1 protein-coding gene is annotated in these 1,120 nt (G+C 61.2%); it reads left to right on the forward strand.

Features of this window, described 5'->3' with window-relative positions:
• Window positions 1-37: 37 nt before the first annotated feature.
• The coding region (locus AB4Y84_RS22205; RefSeq protein ID WP_442251002.1) for a serine hydrolase domain-containing protein at window positions 38-1,120 on the forward strand (1,083 nt) is incomplete at its 3' end.

Here is a 1,120-nt window from a genome sequence, read left to right on the forward strand (position 1 = left end):
TCCGATGACTGTTCGAAACAGGCGATGGCTCGGCAGCTTGGTCGTATCCGCGGCGTTGTTGGCGGCAGGCTGCGCCAGCGAGAAGGCCGCAACGAAGGATCTGGGGGCGGAGATCGATGAGATCGCCGCAGCGCTGATCCAGCAGCCGCTGCTTCATTCGACCTCGATCGGCGTCGTGTACCGGGGCGAGGAATTCGTCCGTCATCGCGGCGACATGGAAACCGGCAAGCCTGGCCCTCCAACCGATGCGACCCTTTACGAGATCGGCTCGTTGAGCAAGACCCTGGCCGGCACCCTGATGGCCAATGCCGTTCTGGAACACAAGGTCAGTCTGGACGACGACGTCCGACAGTACCTGCAGGGGGACTATCCGAACCTGCAGTACAAGGGCGAGCCCATCCGCATCCGCCATCTGCTGTCGCACACCAGCGGCCTGCCGAACATGCTGCCGGAACGCGCGAACACGGTGTTGGAGGACTTCACCGATCATCGTACGCCCAGCGAACTCAACACCCTCTATGCGCACTACGGCAAGGCTGACTTCTTCAAGGATCTGCACGCCGTCGAGATTGACCGGGCACCCGGCAAGGACTACGCCTACTCCAGTGCCGGAACGGAACTGACAGCGCATATCCTGGAAACCGTCTACAACAGCGACTACGAGTCGCTGTTACGCGGATTCCTTGGCGATTCCGCGGCGATGACGGGTCTCAGAATCAGAATCAGACTCAGCGACAGCGAAGCGTCCCGGCTTGCGGTCGGCTATCACAGCGACAACCCGATACCGACCACGCCGATGCCACAGTTGCCGTGGGGCGCCTCCGGGAACGTGAAGGCAACTGTCCCGGAAATGGTGAAGTACCTCAGGTTCCAGCTGGCCAACGGGCCGGTGGTAAAGGAGTCGCATCGCCCTCTGGTCACGTTCGATTCGGAGTTCAGCATCGGCTACTTCTGGAACATCGTTTCCGGTGACCGGCTGAAGGGCGTCTACCATGCGCATCATGGTGGCGTACCGCGGTCGCAGTGCTACATCTACATCGTGCCCAAGTACGATCTTGGCATCTTCATCATGACCAACCAGAGCGGCGACCAGACGGCGCGCGCCATGGAGGCTGCGATC

Origin of the sequence: Stenotrophomonas sp. 2YAF22 (assembly GCF_052114665.1) — a bacterium.
GTDB lineage: Bacteria > Pseudomonadota > Gammaproteobacteria > Xanthomonadales > Xanthomonadaceae > Stenotrophomonas > Stenotrophomonas indicatrix.